Genomic DNA, 15,938 nt, shown 5'->3' on the forward strand with positions numbered 1-15,938 from the left:
GTCCTCTCCTTTTCTTTTCTCCTGTTCATATCCTGCGCATAGGGCAAAAAAGAAGTCCGCTTATCAGGAATAAGCGGACTGTTATACACCCAACAAATCCTCTTATTGTTCGATCGCTCGCTCAGGTTGGCACCTTCCGTCGCCGGGGTTGCCGCAGCTTCACAGGTCCTTTGTACCTCCACTGCTCTGAATAAGAGAAATTTTCTTTATTTACTGTTTTTATATCCCGTAAGATACAATAGCTACTTTACATTCTTTTCCGTCAGAAGTCAAGCACTTTTTAGCTGACCTTCAGCATGAACTTTCGGATCTCCTTCTCCGTGGACACCTTCTCAATGACTGCGCCCAGGCTCCGCAGCTTCTCCTCAAAGCGCTCGTAGCCTCTCTGAATATAGACGATGTCGTCCACAATGGTAATCCCTTCTGCAGCCAGTCCCGCGATGCACAGGGCTGCCCCCGCTCTCAGGTCCGGTGCGCTCACCCTGGCGCCGGAGAATTTCTCCACGCCCTCGATGGTGGCGGAATTGCCCTCGATCTTCACATTGGCTCCCATCCGTGCCAGCTCATCCAGGTATTTGAACCTGTTCTCAAAAATGCTCTCCGTGATGATACTTGTCCCCTCGCACAGAGCCAGGGTCACGCCGATCTGGGGCTGCATATCTGTTGGGAATCCCGGATAGGGAAGGGTCTTCACATGGGTACATTTCAGTCTGCCCTTGGAGACTACCCGCACGGCGTCGTCAAACTCCTCCACCTCGCATCCGATCTCCAGCAGCTTGGCCGTGGTGGCCTCCAGATGCTTGGGAATTACGTTCATCACCGTCACGTCTCCCTGGGTAGCCGCTGCCGCGAACATAAATGTCCCCGCCTCAATCTGGTCCGGGATGACAGAGTACTCTGTCCGGTGCAGTCTCTGAACGCCTCTGATCCTGATGACGTCTGTCCCGGCTCCCCTGATGTTAGCTCCCATGCTGTTGAGGAAGTTGGCCACATCCACAACGTGGGGCTCCTTGGCCACGTTCTCCAGGATCGTCAGGCCCTCTGCCATGGCTGCCGCCATCATCACGTTAATGGTGGCTCCCACGCTGACCACGTCAAAATAGATGTGCTTTCCTACCAGCCTTGATGCCTCGGCAATGATCTTGCCGTGCTCGATCTCCACGTCCGCTCCCAGAGCCCTGAAGCCCTTGAGATGCTGGTCAATGGGACGGCTGCCGATATTGCAGCCTCCGGGGAGGGCTACCTCAGCATGCCTGTATTTCCCGAGCAGAGCTCCCAGCAGATAGTAGGACGCCCGGATCTTCTTGATATAGTCGTACTCGATATCAACGCTTGTCACGCCTTTTCCGTTGATCTTCACTGTGTGCCGGTCCACTCTGTGCACCATCGCGCCGATCCCCGCAATGGCGTCCAGAAGTACATTGATGTCATTTACATCCGGAAGATTATCGATCATTACAGTTTCATCGCTCATAATTGCAGCCGCAAGAATAGCAAGAGCCGCATTCTTTGCTCCGCCTATCTCCACTTCACCGACAAGCGGATTGCCGCCTTTAATAATATATTGTTCCATACTGCACCTCGATCATACTCTCATTCTCCGCCCTCGCCGGCGAAGCCCGATTTTCTTGATATTTCCTAATTTTTCTGATGTTTCCGTATTCCAGCTATATATGTCCAGATCTTCTAACCTGATTATACTCTTATTATTTCTTGATCCCGCGCCAAAATTCATGGGAGTCATATCCTTATCCGGGACATTTTCCTTGTTTCAACGCAAAATCCGCCTTCACCATTATATCACATATAGTGTGCTTGTAAAACATTTTTTACAAGTGCGTAAAATTTCTGTAACATTTTACCATATAATGGATGTGTATGGCCTGTATTATTTTTCTAAAACGTTTAAAACTTTACCAATAGTTTCTTCCAATGTCAACCCATCTTCGCAAATTGTAATATCCGCATACTTTTCAAACAGGACTCTGCGCTCCTCGTACAGCTCCCGGAGCGTCTGGCCGTCCCGCAGGGCAACTCCTCTCTCATGGGGATCCCCGATCCTGTCTTTAATGGTCTCATAGGACACCTGAAGGTACACCACTTTTCCGATCCTCTTGTAGTGCTCCATGGCGTTTTTGCAGTAGACCACGCTCCCGCCCGGCGAGATGATGCAGTGCTCCGCCTCCACCTGGGCGTTGATCCGATCCTCCACCTCCAGGAACCCTTCCGTTCCGCGCTCCTCAATGATCTCATGCAGGAGCTTCTTCTCCTTCTCCTGTATGAGAAGATCCACGTCCAGAAAGCTGTAGCCCAGCCTCTTCGCCGCCACAACTCCTATGGTGCTCTTCCCGGCCGCCGGCATTCCGATGAAAATAATATTATCCATACTCCTCTCCTTCTCTCTTTGTACGTCTCCCCTTATCCAGTGCGTCTCCCCCGCACTGCGGTTCCACATTTCTTTTCGCACATTATAGCACGCTTTCGGCGCATTTGTCCACGGTTCGTCTGTCTCTGCGCTATATGGTTATTATATGCCGCCGGAGGGCCCCCGGTCACCGCCGCCCCTGGCTTTTGCACACGCTTCCAGATCAAAAAAACAGGAGGGCTCACAGACTCAGCGTCTCTGATGCTCTCCTGTCCTCTCTGGCTGTCAATAAAATTTCCGTTTGTACTTTCTGTGGTCGCAGCGCCTCTTGCAGACCTCCTGGTACAGCATGACCTGGATCAGATCCCGCAGCCACTCACCCGGCTCCTCCTCTTCTTTCTCCATCTTCTCGTATATCCGCCTGCACATCAGGCCGAGTTGCAGCTTATCCGGGTACTCATCGTAGAGCATGCTGCCCTCGTATTCCATGCGGTCACATTCGTCCTCCACATAGGGCAGCGCCCGCTTCGCCGTGTCAGGATACATGCTCTTCATATAATCCAGATCCCGTCTCTCTATCCGCTCATCGTCATATAAGAGGGGTGTCGGATAGGCCATATAGTAAGGTAGCTTCCGTTCCATGCGCAACACACTCCCAGCTGAAAAGTTCTTTCTACGTACAGCATATGCGAGCCTTCTTATTTTGTTACATTTTATTTACATATATTGTTTTATTATGTCATTTATGCTATTGTAATTATGTTGTCCGGGACCTCCGACAGAGAGGAGGTGGTATCTGTGGATTATTTTACAAACCTAATCCTTTCGGTCATGGCTGGTCTGATCGTACATCTCATCAGCAAGTGGTTAGACCGAAACAAACCAGACAACTAGCCCAGCTACATAAAAACTCCCCGGAAGGCCAATTTCCGGGGAGTTTTCTCTGTGGACTATTTTTAAACCTTTATAGCTCTCGCTATATCCTTATAATATATCCCTTTTTTGTTTCTGTCAATACTTTTCATTTCGTTTATGTCGTTTTTATCGTATACTTATTATGTTGTCCGGAACCTCCGACAGAAAAGAGGTGATCCTATGGAGCACTTTTTAAATATAGTGTGTTCGGTCACGGCTGGTCTGATCATCCATCTCATCAGCAAGTGGTTAGACCGAAACAAACTAGACAACTAGCCCAACTACATAAAAACTCCCCGGAACCGACACTTCCGGGGAGTTTTTCCTATGGAACACTTTTTAAATCATAATAGCTTTCGCTATATTCTTATATTATCTCTCTTTTGCTTCTCTGTCAACACTTTATGCCATTATATATTCCTATGCCCGCTCGCTGTAGTGATGGGCCTCCTCAAGCATCATATCCTTTACCTTCATGAGCCGGATCTGGGAGCTTCTCTCGTTCTCATCCAGCTTCATGGTGATATATTTGATGGTCTCCTGCGCCTGAGGGATGATCACATGCTCCAGCGCGTTTACACGGCGTCGGGTCTTCTCAATCTCGGCAGCCATCAGCTGGCAGGCCTTCTCCACCTCCGCAAGCCGGAGCATATCCGGCAGGATGTCCGCAAGAGATTTCACCGCTCCGTCCAGGTCGCTGGATGTAAAGGCAAAGCCGTAGGAGTAGATATCGTTGGCGTCTGCTGTCCGGGTCTTTGTGTCAAACACCGGAATGTTGACGCTCATGACATTCTTCTTTCCCACCTCCAGGCTCACCTGCTGCTTCGGCGCCATCAGCGCCGTGTGGAGCGTGGCCTCGTCCATGCCCGCTCTGGCAATGACAAAATTCTTGTTGGCAGCCAGTATCCCAGCCTCCACCTTCTGGCGGAGGGCCATGTTCTCCCTGGCAAGATCCAGGAACTGCCGCATCAGCTCATCACGCTTATCCTTGAGGAGCTTATGCCCCCTCCGGGCTGTGACAAGTTTCTTTTTCGTTTTTGTAAGCTCCATGCGGGTAGGAGTGATCTGTGTAGATGCCATATGCTTTCCTCCTTACTGTCTGCGCACGCCCTATGCAGATTTGCGGAAATATCCGTCCGCAGGCAAGCCTGCGCGGCTATTTCCACCAATCTGCGCACGGCTTACTGTTTCCCATAGTACAGATCCAGGTACTTGTCGTCGATACGTTTCAGCTCGGATCTGGGCAGGATGGACAGAAGCTTCCAGCCGATCTCCAGCGTCTCCTCGATGGACCGGTCCGTGTGGTAGCCCTGGGACACGTACTGCTTCTCGAACTCATCGGCAAATTTTGCGTAGATCAGATCGATCTCTGTCAGGGCCGCCTCGCCCAGGATGGTCATCAGCTCCTTGGCGTCTTTTCCTCTTGAATAGGCCGCAAAGAGCTGGTTCATAGTGTTGGAGTGGTCCGCCCTGGTCTTGCCCTCGCCGATCCCCTTGTCCTTCAGACGGGACAGGGACGGCAGCACATCGATGGGGGGCTGGATGCCCTTGCGGTAGAGGTCACGGCTCAGGATGACCTGCCCCTCTGTGATGTATCCGGTCAGGTCCGGGATGGGATGGGTCTTGTCGTCCTCCGGCATGGTCAGAATGGGGATCATGGTGATGCTTCCCTTCTTCCCTCTCTGCCGCCCCGCGCGCTCATACATCTGCGCCAGGTCTGTATACATATATCCGGGATAGCCGCGGCGTCCCGGGACTTCCTTCTTGGCTGCGGAGATCTCACGGAGAGCGTCTGCATAGTTTGTGATGTCCGTCAGAATGACAAGGACATGCATGTCTTTTTCAAAGGCAAGGTACTCTGCCGCCGTCAGGGCCATACGGGGCGTGGAGATACGCTCCACGGCCGGGTCATTGGCCAGGTTGATAAAAAGCACCGTCCTGTCGATGGCTCCCGTCTCCTTGAAAGACTCCACGAAGAAATTGGACTCCTCAAAGGTGATGCCCATGGCTGCGAATACAACGGCGAATTTCTCGTCGGTTCCCCGCACCTTTGCCTGCCTTGCGATCTGTGCCGCCAGCTGAGAGTGGGGCAGGCCGGAGCAGGAGAAGATAGGCAGCTTCTGCCCCCGGACAAGGGTGTTCAGTCCGTCGATGGCCGAGATACCTGTCTGGATAAACTCGGAGGGGTAGACTCTGGCTGCCGGGTTCATAGGCAGACCGTTGATGTCCCTCCTCTCCTCCGGAAGGATTTCCGGGCCTCCGTCCGCGGGGCGCCCCAGGCCGTCAAACACGCGGCCCAGCATATCCCCGGACACGCCCAGCTCCAGGCTCCTTCCAAGGAAGCGCACCTTGCTGTTGCTTAAGTTGATGCCGGCGGCGTTTTCATAGAGCTGTACGACCACCTTGTCGCCGTCCACCTCCAGCACCTTGCAGCGGCGCTTCTCGCCGCTCATCAGTTCAATCTCGCCGAGCTCGTCGTAGGTGACTCCCTCCACGCCTTTTACCATCATCAGCGGGCCGGCAACTTCCTGTATGGTTCTGTATTCTTTTGGCATAATTAGAAGTCCTCCTTCCCGAATGTATCCGCGATCTCCGCGTCGAGCTCGCTCATAATACTCTCATACTCAGACTCGATCTGGTCTGTCACTGTGTATTTGTAGCGTCCGATCTTCTCACGCACTGCCATCGTCAGGAGAGCGTTCATGGAAGCCCCCTTGTTCAGAGCGTCCATAGACTTCTCGTAGAAGGCCAGCACCAGGTTCATCATCAGGTACTGCTTCCGCAGAGGCGTGTAGGTGTCCACGTCGTGGAAGGAGTTCTGGTGCAGAAAGTCCTCGCGGATAGACCTGGCAGCCTCCATCTTCAGCCGGTCAGCCGGAGACAGGGCGTCCATGCCTACCATCTGCACGATCTCCTCCAGCTCCGCCTCGTCCTGCAGAAGACTCATCATCTTCTGGCGGTCCTCCATCCAGTCAGGAGCCACCTTCTCATTGAACCAGCCGCTCACGTTGTCCAGATAGAGGGAGTAGCTGGTAAGCCAGTTGATGGCCGGGAAATGTCGCTTGTAGGCCAGATTGGAGTCCAGTCCCCAGAACACCTTCACGATACGCAGGGTTGCCTGGGACACAGGCTCCGAGGTGTCGCCTCCCGGGGGAGACACGGCTCCGATCACAGACAGGGAGCCCTCTCTTCCCTCTTTTCCGAGGGAGACTACATGGCCTGCCCTCTCGTAGAACTCCGCCAGACGGGAGCCCAGGTAAGCCGGGTATCCCTCCTCGCCGGGCATCTCCTCCAGACGACCCGACATCTCGCGGAGAGCCTCCGCCCACCTGGATGTGGAGTCCGCCATCAGGGCCACCGAATATCCCATGTCGCGGAAGTACTCCGCAATCGTAATTCCTGTGTAAATAGACGCCTCGCGGGCTGCGAAGGGCATATCCGAGGTGTTGGCGATGAGGACCGTCCTCTCCATCAGGGAGCGTCCTGTCTTGGGATCCTTCAGCTCCGGGAATTCATTCAGAACGTCCGTCATCTCATTGCCCCGCTCACCGCATCCGATATAGACCACGATGTCCGCCTCGGCCCATTTTGCCAGCTGGTGCTGGATCACAGTCTTGCCGCTCCCGAAGGGTCCCGGCACAGCCGCCACACCGCCCCGGGCGATGGGGAAGAAGGTGTCGATGACCCTCTGGCCTGTCACAAGAGGCACATCCAGAGGCAGCTTCTTCACATAGGGGCGTCCCCGTCTCACGGGCCACTTCTGCACCATGGTCAACTCCTTGTCCCCGTCCTCGGTGGCAATAACCGCCACTGTCTCCTCCACCGTGAATTCTCCTGCGCGGATCTCCTTCACGGTTCCTTTTATCCCATAGGGAACCATGATCTTCTGCTGCACCACCTGTGTCTCCTGCACGGTGCCCAGCACATCGCCGGCCTCCACCTCGTCTCCGGCCCTGGCCACAGGGACAAAGTCCCATTTTTTCTCTCTGTTCAGAGCCGCCACCTCCACGCCTCTTTGCAGGTTGTTTCCTGAGATCTTCATGATCTCGTCAAGAGGGCGCTGGATGCCGTCATAAATGCTGGAGATGAGCCCGGGCCCAAGCTCCACCGACATGGGAGCCCCCGTGGACTCCACCGGCTCGCCGGGTCCCAGTCCGGATGTCTCCTCGTACACCTGGATGGACGCCTCGTCTCCGTGCATCTCTATGATCTCGCCTATCAGGCGCTGCCTGCTGACGCGCACCACGTCGGACATGTTGGCGTCCCTCATTCCGGACGCAATGACCAGCGGTCCCGCTACTTTTTTGATCGTACCTGTACTCATAATGGACGTATCACCTCAACTTTCTTAGTTACTGAACAGGATATCGGACCCAACGGCCTGTTCCACCGATTTCTTCACTCCTCTGACACCGCTGCCCGTATTTCCGGACACCCCCGGGATCTCTATGACCGCCGGGATGATCTGCCCCTCGTACCGGGCTATGTCGTGCTTCAGCTGGGCCGCCAGCTCCTCCGTGATATAGATGATCCCATACCCCTCTGCGGCAAGCTGGTGGAGCCTCTCCCCTGCCTCCTGGAATGTGACGGGAAATGTGTCAAGTCCCAGGGCAGCAAAGCCGTAAATGCTGTCATAATCGCCCATCACTGCTATCTTATACATACATTTCCCTTACCCTTTCCCGGATTGCCTGTTCCGGCAGCTGACTTCGCTTGCCGGAGAGGATGATCCGCACTGTCTTGATCTCGTTTTGTCTTGCAAGTACATACGCCACCACCGGGCCTATGGTAAATGCTTTATATTTCTGCGGGCTGATGGTCTGGATGATGCGGTTGTCACACCAGCGCTCAAAGGCGGACATGGACTCTGCGAGAGCCTGTGCCCCTCCCGCGTACTCGGTGCCAAGGAGATAGTCCCGTATAGCCTCCGGTCCCGAGAGGGCCGCCTTGGCAAGCTGGTCCACGCTGAGGCTTCCGCACTCCGCCATGGCCTGCTTCATAAATTCTATGGATTTTGCGGTTTTCTGCGCCCGCACGGCGATCTTGATGTCCGCCACCGCCACCACGGATCTGGCATAGTCCCGGATGATCTCGTCCTCCGACTCCATTCCCGCCTTGTAAATGGCGTCCAGGGCCGCCCTGTCTATGATGATATCGCAGAGCTGTCCGTCCCCCGCGTGAAGCAGCGCCTCACAGGCCTGCCGGGCCGCCTGGCTCATATTTGCGGGAAGCCGCCCGAAATCCTTCTCACGTATGATCTCCAGCATCTCCTGACCGGAAACTGCCGTGTCCTCGTAGAAAATGTCTCCGGGAGGCTCCTCTGTACAGGCCGCCTTGACTGCTGCCTTCAGATTGTGGAACAGCTTCTGGCAGAAGAGAACGTCGAACTTTTTCCTGTCAATGGACAGCTCACCCACGGTCTGCCAGATCTTCTCCTCCTCCCGCTTCAGCATCGTCTCTGCGTCCCCGGAGGTGTCTGTGTCACCCCAGCCCCGCTCCGCCAGGAACTGCAGGCACTGCTCATAGCTCTGGCAGGCGATGAGCTGGTCGATGACCGCGTTGGAGAAGAGAGAGACCTCAAGGGCTCTTATGCGGGCAACTGCGTAGGTATACTTTTCACTCATCTAGGTTCCTCCTCACGCCCTGTCCCGGGAAAACAATCTCTTCTGAACCCGGTCGCTCATCTCGTCCCGCCTTGTCTCAAAGATGGCTTTAAAGGTACAGTTCTCTTCGATCCCGCCGTACACCAGCACGAACCCGTCGGGTACAAGAGGATCCCCCTCTGCCAGAGAAAGGGAGCCTCCCTTTGCCTCGGCCGCCTTCTGTATCTTTGCCTCAAATCCGTCCGGCATGCGCTGTGCGTCCGCAGGTGAAAAATGGATCTCTCCCACCTGGGGGAGTACGTAATGATCCAGCAGCCTCTCTATCAACTCAAAATACGCTGCCGTATCCATGTCCTTTATTTTCCGGTAAGCCTCCTTTAGCACCTCCGCTATCATCTCCTGCCTGGCGCCAAGAAGCCTGGTGCGCCTCTCCAGATCCGATGCCGACAGCGCCTTCTCCTTCAGGCCCTCCGCATCTGCCCGGGCCTTTTCAAGGATGGCCGCGGCAGATCCCTCCGCCTGCCTCTTCCTCTCGTCCAGAAGCTCCCGGGCCTGTCTGTTCGCATCCTGTATCTTCACCTCAGCGGAGGACCGGGCTTCTTCCAGGATACGGCTTTTCATTTTCTCTAATCCAGTCATAGCCTTCGCACTCCTTTTTCTGATTTTTCCCTGTCACCTGTCTGCGTTCCTATACCTGGATCATGGTCACGGCGATGACGGAAATCAGAAGAGAAAGGATCGCGTAGGTCTCAACCATGGCCGGGAACAGCATGGCCTTACCGAACTGCTCCGGTTTTTTCGCAACGATGCCAATGGACGCCGCGGCAGCCTCCCCCTGGGATTTTCCTGAGATCAGTCCCACGATGCCTACCGGCAGGCAGGCCGCCAGGATGAGAAGCCCTGTCTGGGGATCCAGCTCCAGTCCGCCGCCGCCCAGAAGGCCGATCTTGGAAAGTGTGACAAAGCCTACCAGCAGTCCGTAAATTCCCTGTGTACCGGGCAGAAGCTGGAGTACCAGAACCTTGGCAAATTTGCTGGGGTCCTCTGTCACGACCCCTGCCGCCGCCTGTCCTGCGATGCCGACGCCAAGAGCTGATCCCGCGCCTGCGAGAAACACGGCCACTGCCGCTCCGAGAAGTCCATATACCAGTCCTAAATTCTCCCATATACTCATGATATCGTTTCCTCCTTAATATCTACATATTTTGTATCATTCTCAAAGGGTTCAAAGGGCTTCCCTCCCCCTTCATAAAACTTTCCGAAAAACTCCACAAACTGGAGACGGTTCGTGTGTACGTATGCTCCCAGCAGGTTGATGGCCATGTTCATGGCGTGTCCCACGATGAATACAGCGATGAACACCAGCACTCCGAAAACGCTCTTTCCCAGCATGCTCCCCATCATGTTGACGACGGAGGCGATGACGCCTGTAGCCAGTCCCAGAGCCAGAAGCCGGGAGTAGGACAAAACGTCGCTGAGCCAGCCGGTGATGTTGTAAATGTCGTAGGCTCCCAGGGCCAGCCTGAGCACCGGGTTTTTGTTGGCCCGTCCTGACATCAGGAGAAGTCCCACAGCCCCCGCGACAGCCAGCACCTTTGCCAGCGTGTTAAGGGCCGGCGGGAAGACGATGTCCATCTGCGAGATGGATCGGAAGATCTCCGACGGAAGCAGCATCAGGATAAGCCCCATCAGAAATACGTACCAGAGCACCACGTCGCAGAAAAAGTCCAGATACTGTCTGTCCTTAAGCTCCATGTAGCCCTTGATCCCAAGTCCCACAAACAGGTGGATCGTCCCAAACAGCATGGAGTAAACCAACAGCTTCATGGGGTCGTTAAGCGGCGCGAACCACAGCGGCGGTATGCTCACCTCTTTGCCGAAAAACACGCTGGAAACCACGTCCACCACGTCCCCGAAATAGCCTCCGAACAGAACGCCCCACACGATAGTGGAGATGCCGCAGAACATAAACAGCTTCAGCGATTTGTGCATCCCCGCGCTCATTCTGGGGAATTTCCTGAGCACCACAAAGCACACGATAGCCACGATAGCGCCGTAGGCTGCGTCGGAGAGCATCATTCCGAAGAAGAACACATAAAAAAACGACATGATAGTGGTTGGGTCAAACTCCCCCTTATGGGGCAGCCCGTAGGACTCCAGCACTCCCTCCACACTGGAGGAGAAGGCGTTGTTGTGCAGGATGGTGGGCGGCTCCTCGTCCTCCCCCGGCTCCTCCACATCCATGACGCAGTCGTATTTCTCTTCTATCGCCTTCCGCAGGGCAGGCACCGCCTTTGCCGGCACGTACCCGCTGATGAGAAAGGTGCGCCCTGACTGGGGCAGTGTTCCCAGCACCTGGTATTTCTCCGCCCGGATGCGGTAGTAATCTGAAATGTACTCCAGCTCCTCCCGCCTTTCGGCACGGGCCTTTATCTCCTCTTCCTTCTCTTCTATTTCCCTGTTCAGCTTTCCAATATCTGCTTTCAGCTCCTCTGTCCGGACTGCCGGATCTTCCGGTACAATCTGAGAGGGCCTTGCAAATCCTCCCTGGCGGAGCGCTTCCTCCACTGCCTCCGCGTTCTCTCTCATGCAGAGCACAGCCAGGTACACGCCCTCCGTCCCGGAGGAGACGATCTCCACATCCAGCTCCTCTGTCTGGGGGAGCTGCTCTGCCAGGACCGCGTACACGTCCTCCAGTGTGGTGCCGGCGGCCATAGTTCCTATCAGCATGGCTGTGTGCTCTGTCCCCTCAAAATTCATGGGCACGCCCAGAGCCAGCCAGGGGCTCAGGCTCTCAATCTGGTTCTCGTCCTTGAGGATGGCAGCCTTCTTCTCCGCGATCTGTCTGCTGTCCCGAAGGATATCCGCCGCCACATCCATGATTTCTTCCCTGTCTCCGGCCGCCTGTCGGAACCGCTTCTCATCCACCAGCTTTTTCCCCTCAAGGCTGGCGAACAGGGACTTCTTCCGGGGAACGTACTGCTCCAGCACGTCCAGAGCCTGATCCGCAGTGTGGGCCTTCTTCTCAAAGCTCAGCCTTGGGCTGGTGGTGTCCATCCGCTGGAAGACGTCATCGTCCTCCGCCAGCTGGCTGACCTCCATAAGTCCCAGGGACTGGAGCCGTTCAAGGATGGCCTTCCGATCCTTCTTCAGCGCGCAGATACTGACTCTCTGCATCTGCAGTACTGCCATAGACACATCCCTCCTTTTCTTTCATTTTCCAGGAAGCGTCTCAGATCAGATGATCGATGACATCTGACACGGCGGCCTCCTTCTCTTTTTCCGCTTCCTCTCGCAGAGCCCGGATCATCTCCTCCGTCTCCGCAGCCGCCTTTTCCGCCATTTGTTTCCCTTCCTCAGCAGCAGAGTCCATGACAGCCGCAGCCTCGGTTTTTGCATCCTGCGTGATCTTTTCCTGCATTTTCTTTGCCTCATCGGATGCCTGGGAAAGGATCTGCTCACAGCGGGCATCCGCCTGCGCCACGATCTCTCCGGCCTCTTTTTCGGCCTGCTTTATGGTCTGAATGGTCTCTTCTACCATCTATTCACCACCTCTCTTTTCCTTTTTTTGCTATCTTGTAGTTCAAATTATAATATGATTTGTGCGGCATGTCTATTATTTTTTGTATTTTTTCTTTTAAAACCATTTATGATTATACAATTCATTTTATAATCTTACAATTATTTCTGTTTTCGCGTATCTCATATTTTTTCGCTCTATTCCTTTACTTTCTCCCTCTGATTTTGATTTTATACAGCCCGTTTCCTGCAATCCAGGAAAACAAAAAAGAGTCCCGTTTGCGGAACTCTCACGCCATGCGCGGCTGCGCATGTCTGATCTGTCTTTTTATTTTTCCCAGGACAGGCGGTGCAGATGCCCTTCCCTGTTCAGCTCTGCAAATCCGTTCTGCCGCAGAGCCTCATAGAGAACGATGGCCACGGAATTGCCCAGGTTGAGAGACCGGATCTGGCCCATCATGGGAATCCGCACGCAGGTGTCCTGATGCTCCACCAGAATCTCCTCCGGTATGCCAGCGCTCTCCTTTCCGAACATGATATAGCAGTCCGGCTCGTAGCGGACATCCGTGTAGACCCTGGGCGCCTTTGTGGTGGCCATGTAGATCTTGGCTCCCGGATTTTTCTCCAGAAAATCCCGGTAGTCGATGTAGGTGGTCACATCCAGATCCTTCCAGTAGTCCATCCCCGCACGCTTCAGGCTCTTTTCATCCAGCCGGAAGCCCAGAGGCTCAATGAGATGAAGCCGCGCCCCGGCGGCCACGCATGTCCTTCCTATATTTCCCGTATTGGCCGGTATCTCCGGCTCGTGCAGTACAATGTTCAGCATCCGTACCCTCCTTATTCCTGCTGCCAGAGCTTCCAGATCTCGTCCAGCCCAGGACGATCCAGAAACCTGACGTCTTCCCCATTCTGTACGATCTTGTCGTTGTCCCCTCTGAGCCTTCCTATGACACAGGCCTCCACCTGCTGCCGGGCAAGCCTCTCCGCTGCCGCCTCACCGTCGGCTGCCGCCAAAAGAAAGCAGCCCGCCGATGTGAGCTGGTAGGGGTTGATGTGAAAAAGCTCGCACACCTCGATGGTCTCCTGCCTGACAGGGATCTTCTTCAGATCCGCCTCCAGGCCCCGGCCTGTCCAGGCGGACAGCTCCCACAAAGCCTTGAAAATTCCTCCCTGGCCCACGTGACAGATCACCGGTATGCCGGCTCTTCTGACCGCCCGGGCTATGTCCAGGCCAAAAATCTGATCCTCCGCTGACTCCACAAGGCGCAGAAAAGAGGGGGCGAACCTGCCGGCCAGGACCTCTCTCTTCTCCTGGCTGATCCGCAGCATCCCCTCCAGGCCCGCATAGCCCGCCACAAGGATGTCCAGCTGCTCCAGGTGCTCCGGGCGCCCCGGAGTCTCCCGGCTTTCAGGAGCAGCCGGTTTTCCCTGGATCTCCGGGGAAGCAAAGCCCGGTCTGCCCTCAGCTGTCACCAGGGCGCAGGGCAGGGAGATGGCCGGGCATTTTCCTCCCTCTGTCTCCCTTATCTCCAGAAAAAATGGCAGGGTATCTGCCATTTTCTTCCATTTCTTTTTTAAATCATACAGAAAAGTATTCTCCCGGTCCGCCGGTATCTGGAACACCGCCTTTGCGGCGAACTCTTCCGCCCCCCGGGCCGCCAGGGCATTGACGCAGTGAGCCAGGGCGTACCGCCCCAGATCCCTTTGCTCCCCGTAAATGATCGCTGTCTCTGTCACAATCCGCTCTCCTTTGTCCTTCTCTTTGCGCCTACTCCTGCGTCTGATCCGGCGCCTGCTCCTCGCTTCCCGCCGAGGCAGCCTGGCTCACCGCCGCATTGACCTTGTCTGCGTCCTGGGAGGCAATGGCGTCCTGGAGCGCCTTCAGCACGTCTCCGCTGGCCGAGGCAGTGCCCACCTCGATCACCTGGTCCGACTTTTCATAGTGGCTTGTGTTGAACACCTCCCGGCTGACCTCCTGACCGTCCTCGTACACGATCTTCCAGAGCTGCGCCTCCACGCCGTCGTGAGGGCTTCCTGTCACCTCTGTAGTTCCCGCCGCCAGCTCGGTATTTTCCTTATATACTGTGCCGTAGGGCTCTGTACTGATGGTCTCGCTCTCATATTCCACCGTCCGGTTCTCTGGCCTTGTCTCCTGGCCGTAAATGATGAACTGGAGCTGGTTGCTGTCATTGATCTCCCCATAGATATAGATGGGGGTGTCATAGCTGTTCTTGAACTTGAAATCCAGGTAATCTCCGGCTATGGCCGCGTCCCTGGAGGGCTTTACGTAAGCCACGGTCATAGAGTGGGGAGACCGCTCCACCACCTCCAGCTCGGCGTAAATGACCGCATTGTAGAGGGTAGTTGACACCTGGCAGATGCCGCCGCCGTAATCAGAGACCACCTGTCCGTTCTCATAGGCACCGGCCTCCACGTAGCCGTTCTCCGGCGTGAAGGGCCCTGTTGTCTGTCCCACGGACAGCGTCTCTCCCGGCATCAGGATCTTTCCGTTCAGCTTATCCACACCGTTCTTCAGGTTCTGCCATCTCTCGCCGCCCCCGGCGTCAGTCCAGAAGCTGCCCAGCTCATCCTGTATGGTGGACAGATCCTCCCCCGTGATCTTCGGCTCCTCCTTCTTTGTCTGCAGCTCCACGGTAAAATCATCGTGCTCCCACTGGTCATTGAGGTGGGCTGTGACCGCCTCCATGGTGGCCTCCACATCCACAGCCTTTCCCTCCTGCTCCGGTGTGATCTCAAAGGAGGTGGCAGTCTTCTGGATGACGGCGTCCACGGCCCCCTGCACGAGAGGCTCTGCCCGCTCATTTAAGACAGCCTCTGTCAGCTCCTGATCCAGGCTGAATTTCTCCCGGATCACATATTTTTCTTTCTCCAGATTTTTCTGCTTTCTGTAGCGGGAAAATACGCTGCCCGTCTTGCCGTAGCCCACCGCTTCCTGAGCCAGCTTATCCACATCCTCGGCGGAGATCCCCAGCTCGCTTAAAGCGGCCTGGGCGGAGCCGTTGTCCGCCTCCAGGGTCACCGTCGCCGCACCGTCTGACGCCATATGCTCCTCCAGGGCGGCGCTGGCCTCCTTGGCGGTCATGCCGGACACATCCATGGCGCCGATCCACACGTTGTCGCAGATCACGTTCTCATCTACTCTATTCACATAATTTCTCAGGTGTATATAGACACCCAGCAGGGCGATCAGTATCAGCCCCACGCCTGCCATGATGAGGAGACGCGCCCTCTTCTTCCTGCGTGCAGTCATTCTCTTTGTTTCCCTCAGGCTCCTTCTCCGTGATGCCATTGCCTTCCGCCTATCCTTCCTGGTTACGTTTCATCCTGCCCTTTAGATTATGATGGAGGGTATGATGGACGTAGCCACCATAGCTACAATCACAATCATAATAATGATCGCAATGATCCGTCTTGTCCGCTTATTGTTAAAATTCATGATTCTTTCTCCTACCACTTGATGGTTTAAATAAGGCTCCAACCACAGTCTCTTTGTCCGGTTGTTAATCAGTTAGTTA

15 protein-coding genes and 1 riboswitch are annotated in these 15,938 nt (G+C 55.2%); all 15 genes read right to left on the bottom strand.

Features of this window, described 5'->3' with window-relative positions:
- Window positions 1-99: 99 nt before the first annotated feature.
- Window positions 100-197: riboswitch (SAM riboswitch) on the bottom strand.
- 83 nt (window positions 198-280) lie between these two features.
- Entirely contained in the window at window positions 281-1,573 is a 1,293-nt protein-coding gene (locus H7U36_RS14665) for a UDP-N-acetylglucosamine 1-carboxyvinyltransferase (RefSeq protein ID WP_033125948.1), read from the bottom strand.
- A gap of 315 nt (window positions 1,574-1,888) precedes the next feature.
- Window positions 1,889-2,386 carry a shikimate kinase gene (locus H7U36_RS14670; protein WP_033125947.1) on the bottom strand — a complete coding sequence of 166 codons (498 nt, stop codon included), beginning with the start codon at window positions 2,384-2,386 and terminating at the stop codon, window positions 1,889-1,891.
- Window positions 2,387-2,650: 264 nt separating this feature from the next.
- Window positions 2,651-3,007, bottom strand: coding sequence for a hypothetical protein (locus H7U36_RS14675; RefSeq protein ID WP_033125946.1), 357 nt, complete (start codon window positions 3,005-3,007; stop codon window positions 2,651-2,653).
- 693 nt (window positions 3,008-3,700) lie between these two features.
- A complete protein-coding gene (locus tag H7U36_RS14680; RefSeq protein WP_033125945.1) occupies window positions 3,701-4,360 on the bottom strand; it encodes a V-type ATP synthase subunit D in 660 nt (219 codons plus the stop codon).
- A gap of 101 nt (window positions 4,361-4,461) precedes the next feature.
- On the bottom strand, window positions 4,462-5,835 hold the full coding sequence (locus H7U36_RS14685; RefSeq protein WP_033125944.1) for a V-type ATP synthase subunit B: 1,374 nt from the start codon (window positions 5,833-5,835) through the stop codon (window positions 4,462-4,464).
- 2 nt (window positions 5,836-5,837) lie between these two features.
- Complete coding sequence (locus H7U36_RS14690) at window positions 5,838-7,604, bottom strand: V-type ATP synthase subunit A (protein WP_205148440.1); 1,767 nt, start codon at window positions 7,602-7,604, stop codon at window positions 5,838-5,840.
- Between the two features lie 24 nt (window positions 7,605-7,628).
- Complete coding sequence (locus tag H7U36_RS14695) at window positions 7,629-7,943, bottom strand: V-type ATP synthase subunit F (protein ID WP_191428801.1); 315 nt, start codon at window positions 7,941-7,943, stop codon at window positions 7,629-7,631.
- A complete protein-coding gene (locus tag H7U36_RS14700; protein WP_033125941.1) occupies window positions 7,936-8,904 on the bottom strand; it encodes a V0D/AC39 family V-type ATPase subunit in 969 nt (322 codons plus the stop codon). Before H7U36_RS14700 ends, H7U36_RS14695 begins: the two co-directional genes overlap by 8 nt.
- Before the next feature lie 12 nt (window positions 8,905-8,916).
- Window positions 8,917-9,522, bottom strand: a complete 606-nt coding sequence (locus H7U36_RS14705; RefSeq protein WP_191428800.1) for a V-type ATP synthase subunit E — start codon at window positions 9,520-9,522, stop codon at window positions 8,917-8,919.
- 49 nt (window positions 9,523-9,571) lie between these two features.
- The gene (locus tag H7U36_RS14710; protein WP_033125939.1) at window positions 9,572-10,057 is read right to left on the bottom strand and encodes a V-type ATP synthase subunit K; all 486 of its coding nucleotides are present in this window, start codon (window positions 10,055-10,057) and stop codon (window positions 9,572-9,574) included.
- The gene (locus H7U36_RS14715) at window positions 10,054-12,075 is read right to left on the bottom strand and encodes a V-type ATP synthase subunit I (RefSeq protein WP_205148439.1); all 2,022 of its coding nucleotides are present in this window, start codon (window positions 12,073-12,075) and stop codon (window positions 10,054-10,056) included. The genes H7U36_RS14710 and H7U36_RS14715 overlap by 4 nt, the downstream gene beginning before the upstream one ends.
- Before the next feature lie 40 nt (window positions 12,076-12,115).
- Window positions 12,116-12,424 (bottom strand): hypothetical protein, encoded by a 309-nt coding sequence (locus tag H7U36_RS14720; RefSeq protein WP_033125937.1) that lies wholly within the window; start codon window positions 12,422-12,424, stop codon window positions 12,116-12,118.
- Between the two features lie 306 nt (window positions 12,425-12,730).
- Window positions 12,731-13,228 carry a tRNA (cytidine(34)-2'-O)-methyltransferase gene (locus H7U36_RS14725; RefSeq protein ID WP_033125936.1) on the bottom strand — a complete coding sequence of 166 codons (498 nt, stop codon included), beginning with the start codon at window positions 13,226-13,228 and terminating at the stop codon, window positions 12,731-12,733.
- Window positions 13,229-13,239: 11 nt separating this feature from the next.
- Entirely contained in the window at window positions 13,240-14,139 is a 900-nt protein-coding gene (locus tag H7U36_RS15460) for an AIR synthase-related protein (RefSeq protein WP_205156412.1), read from the bottom strand.
- 31 nt (window positions 14,140-14,170) lie between these two features.
- Window positions 14,171-15,673, bottom strand: coding sequence for a VanW family protein (locus H7U36_RS14735; protein WP_205156413.1), 1,503 nt, complete (start codon window positions 15,671-15,673; stop codon window positions 14,171-14,173).
- Window positions 15,674-15,938 lie beyond the last annotated feature (265 nt).

The organism is Faecalicatena fissicatena, from assembly GCF_016900595.1.
In the GTDB taxonomy this organism is placed as follows: Bacteria; Bacillota; Clostridia; order Lachnospirales; family Lachnospiraceae; genus Claveliimonas; species Claveliimonas intestinigallinarum.